Source organism: Nonomuraea sp. NPDC026600, assembly GCF_040638335.1.
In the GTDB taxonomy this organism is placed as follows: Bacteria; Actinomycetota; Actinomycetes; order Streptosporangiales; family Streptosporangiaceae; genus Nonomuraea.
Genome location: NZ_JBEZYD010000095.1, coordinates 1 through 3,969, shown reverse-complemented (window position 1 = coordinate 3,969; position 3,969 = coordinate 1). Strand labels below are relative to the sequence as shown.

Genomic DNA, 3,969 nt, shown 5'->3' with positions numbered 1-3,969 from the left:
TGTCCTCCAGGTCGATCTCCGTCGATGCCTGGATCACAGTACTCATCAGGTGCGTTCTCCTTGATCAGGAGTTACACCGAAAACCGTACAGTCCCGGCATGAGCTCATGGCACCGGAGGAGGTCGAGCTGATCAGCACAGACAGGCCACCGAAGCTGGTCAGGGGACACGAACCGAAGAGGCGTATCAGCGGGCGGGACCATCCAGGTCGGTTGGTGGACGTGACTCATCCATTTGGTCGGCGGCTGCGGGCTGGTGGGAGTGGTTGGTGGACGTGAGCTGGTCGGTGGAAAGGGAGGACGGAGCTGGTCGGTGGCACCGGAGGGACGGACCTGGCCTGCGGGGCGGGACCGTCCAGGGCGGTTAGTGGATGGCCTACCCGTTTGGTCGGTGGGCTGCGAGCTGGTCAGCGAACCCCGACCGATGGGACCGGTCAGCGACCCGGACTCATGGACCCGGTCAGAGGCGGCCGCTTGGTGGGTCTGCCCGCCTCAGTGGGCCAATCGATGGGCAGCCGTAGGGCTGGGTTGGGCGAAGAGGCGTGGGCTGGTTCAGCGCAGGCGGGCCGGTAGGGCTGCATGGACACCGGGCAGGGCTGCACGGACAAAGGCAGGGCGTTCTAGACGTCGATCACCTGGTGCACGGCTCCGGGAGAGGTCGGCGTCTACAAGAGGGAGGCGATTGTGTCCGACGGGCGGCCGGGGGCGGACGAGGTGGTAGCCGAGTTCGGCAAGTACTTGCGGTTCGAGAGAGACCTGTCTCCGCACACAGTCCGCGCTTACCTTTCGGACGTCACGGCCCTGTTCGACCACCTGAACGGCCAACTCCACGGCCTCGATATCGGTACGTTGCGCGAATGGCTGGCCGAGCAGCATGCCGACGGTAAAGCGAGGGCCACGCTGGCGCGCAGGACCGCGTGCATCCGCACCTTCACGGCCTATTGCCATCGCAGAGGCTGGTTGCCGGATGACCCCGGCTTGCTGTTGGGCAGCGCCAAGGCGCCACGCCCGCTGCCTGCCGTACTCGATCAGCAGCAGGCACAGGCCGTCCTCGAAGCGCCGTCGGCCGGAGAGCCCAAAGACTTGCGGGATCAGGCCATCCTGGAGCTGCTGTACGCCACGGGCGTGCGGGTGAGCGAGCTGTGCGCACTGGACGTCGATGATGTCGACCGGGATCGGCACGTCATCAGGGTGCTGGGCAAGGGCCGTAAGGAACGGTCGGTCCCGTTCGGATTGCCCGCACTTCGGGCCCTGGACAAGTGGTGCGTACACGGACGGCCTCTGTGGATCCGTGCAGGCTCAGGAGCGGCGGTGTTCCTTGGGGTACGAGGCGGTCGGATAGACGCGGGCACGGTACGACGGGTGGTGCACGCTCGGCTGCGCGAGGTCGAGGGAGCGCCGGACATGGGCCCGCACGGGCTGAGACACAGCGCGGCGACGCACCTGCTCGAAGGTGGCGCCGACCTCCGCAGCGTCCAGGAACTCCTCGGGCACGCATCCCTGCACACGACCCAGATCTACACGCATGTCTCCATCGAGCGACTCCGCACGGCATACCGCCAAGCACACCCCAGGGCGTGAACGGACACAGGCTCGGCGCCCAACCGGGGGCACCGGAGCTCGGAGTCATCCGCCCTGCTCAACGCGATCCTCGATGACGTCCCGCCAAGTGGTGTAGTTTTCACGGCCGCGCTCAAGATCCGAGACTCTCAAAGCGCCAGGCGATCGTCCCTCAATGCCTCGCGAAGATCGCCAGAAGTTACACCACCCCAGGGGACGTCATCCGATCCTCGGGTGGTGCACCAACGACGACGGCATGCTCGGCGAGCGCACCATTGGTTTCACCCGCTCCGCTCTGATTCGTCTCAGCAGGAGGCTAATCCGGAAAACTGGTGGTGACCCGACGGCGGTAGCGACGGTATTCACAAGCTCTACATTCACAAGCTCTACCTGCGCGCCGACGGGATCGTCTGAACCGAATCCGCCCACTGGACGGTGGCGCATCCACCTCTCGTCGTTCCCAGATTGGGTGTCGCGACCAGCGCGGTCAGTTGGGGCCGGCGTTCCCCCGCCCGGTGAATCTGCGCGGCCGAGGCGAAGACGGCGTCGATCTACTAAGCGGCTGGCGGAGGAGGTCAGTGGCCTTCTCCGCCGGGAGTCTTCCGGCAGCGGTCTCGTCGCCTCCGGCCGACTCAAGGGGGAAGTGCTGCACATAGCCGCAAGCGCGAAGCAGAGCGGTGTCGAGTGCGCAGGCCGGCCAGCCTGGCGCTGACCGAGCTTCCTCCCTCTGCGGCGGCAAAGGCATGGGTCCCTCGTCGCAGGATCCGGCATATGGACCGGCGGCAAGTGGGTCATGGCTAGGCACGAGATCCTCTTCAACGAAGAACGCGGCTCACGTGCCGCTGATCAGGCACCATCCCGGTTGCCGTAAAGCATGCCCCTGCCGTGACTAGTTGTGCCTCACGCGTTGGCGTCCCCGTGGCTGGCGGGATCTACTTCCCAGCCCTAGATAACGCCGCCTGCGCTGCTGTTTGCGGTGTTGGCCTCTCGTGGCTCCATGTTGCTGCCTGCGCGTACATCGAATACGGCGGATCAGGGGGAACAGCAGCAGCGCGGTGAACAGCGCGCCCGCGCTGATGGCTGAGATGGCGGGTGCTGAGACGGAACGTGTCACGAAGCGGAAGGTCGGTTTGGGGGCCGTGCGCTCGGGAGTTTGGCCCGAAAGGGTGGGGTTGGGAGCAGGGGTGGGATCTGACCGAGGCGCCGATGTTGAGTGGCGGGTGGTCGAGGATGTTGTCGCTGAGGGAGCCGCGCCGATGGAGGCTGTTTGGAGGTGCGCGGTGCTCGGGAGTGATGGGTACGTCGAAAGGGTGACAGTGCTCAGGTCGCTAGGACCGTCTAGGGCGTAGGGACCGTCCGGGGTGCCCAGGGCGTTCGGACCGCCCTGGGTGTTCCGGTCCAAGGTGCTCGGACCGCTTGTACCGCCTGCGTCGCCCGTACCGCCTGTGTCGTTCGTGCCGCCCGGACCGCCGTTCGTGCTCGCGTCGCCCGTGCTGTCCAGAGCGTCAGGGGTGTCCAGGTTCCAGTACGGGAGCAGGCGGATGTGGGCTTGGCCTAGGAGGAGTAGAGGGTCGAGGTAGTGGGTGCCGCGCAGGAGGCCCCAGTGGAGGCAGGATTCTCGGCAGTGGCCTGTTGGGCGTTCGATGACTCCGAGGCGGGTGCCGGGCGTTACGCGTTGGTCTTGGCGTACTGATGCGTTGACAGGCAGATATGTCGTGCGCAGGCCGTTCGCGTGCTCGACGGTGACCACACCCCGACCGGCGAGGGGGCCGGCGAAGCGAACGATGCCTGGACCTGCGGCTACGACAGGTGTGGTGGGTGCGGCGGCGAGGTCGATGCCTCGGTGGCCTGATAGCCATGGCTCGGGTGGGGGTGCGAAGTGGCGGAGGATTCTGGGGTGTCCGTCCAGTGGCCATCGCCAGGTGGGACGGTCCGCGGCAGCGGGGCTTGCGGGTGTCAAGGGGATGGCGAAGGCGAGGAGGGTTGCCAGGAGAGTCAGCGGACCTGAGGGCGCTACTCGCCGATGGGAGTTCGTTGGTGGTGGGGGATGGGTTGGTGTGCTGCCGACGGAGGGATATGGGCTGATTGTGGAGTTTTGGTGAGTGGAGGGTGGCGGGGAGCTGGGATTGGGGTGGGTGAAGGGGAATGGTGGCTGGGGCTTTGAGTGAGTGCACAGAGGTGGCGGCTGGGGCTTTGGCTGAGTGCACGGGGACGGCGGATCGGGATTTAGGTGAACGCACAGGGATGGCGGCTGGGGCTTCTGGTGAGTGCATGTGGATGGCGGGTGGAGCTTTGGGTGAGTGCACGGCGATCGCGGTGTCGACGACGGGTGAAAACTGACCCCGTGGCGACGGCTGAAAACTGACCCCCTTCAGTCACTCTGGAGGGTGATCAAGGTGGAGGACTGGGCG

At 66.1% G+C, this 3,969-nt stretch carries 2 protein-coding genes; one reads left to right on the top strand and one right to left on the bottom strand.

Annotated features, from left to right (window positions below; translation table 11 throughout):
* Positions 1–682 precede the first annotated feature (682 nt).
* Positions 683–1,579: a tyrosine recombinase XerC gene (locus AB0F17_RS66265; RefSeq protein WP_358047800.1), complete on the top strand. Its 897-nt coding sequence runs from the start codon at positions 683–685 to the stop codon at positions 1,577–1,579.
* 868 nt (positions 1,580–2,447) lie between these two features.
* Here the strand turns inward: AB0F17_RS66265 and AB0F17_RS66260 are convergent.
* Positions 2,448–3,518: a M23 family metallopeptidase gene (locus AB0F17_RS66260; protein ID WP_358047798.1), complete on the bottom strand. Its 1,071-nt coding sequence runs from the start codon at positions 3,516–3,518 to the stop codon at positions 2,448–2,450.
* Positions 3,519–3,969 lie beyond the last annotated feature (451 nt).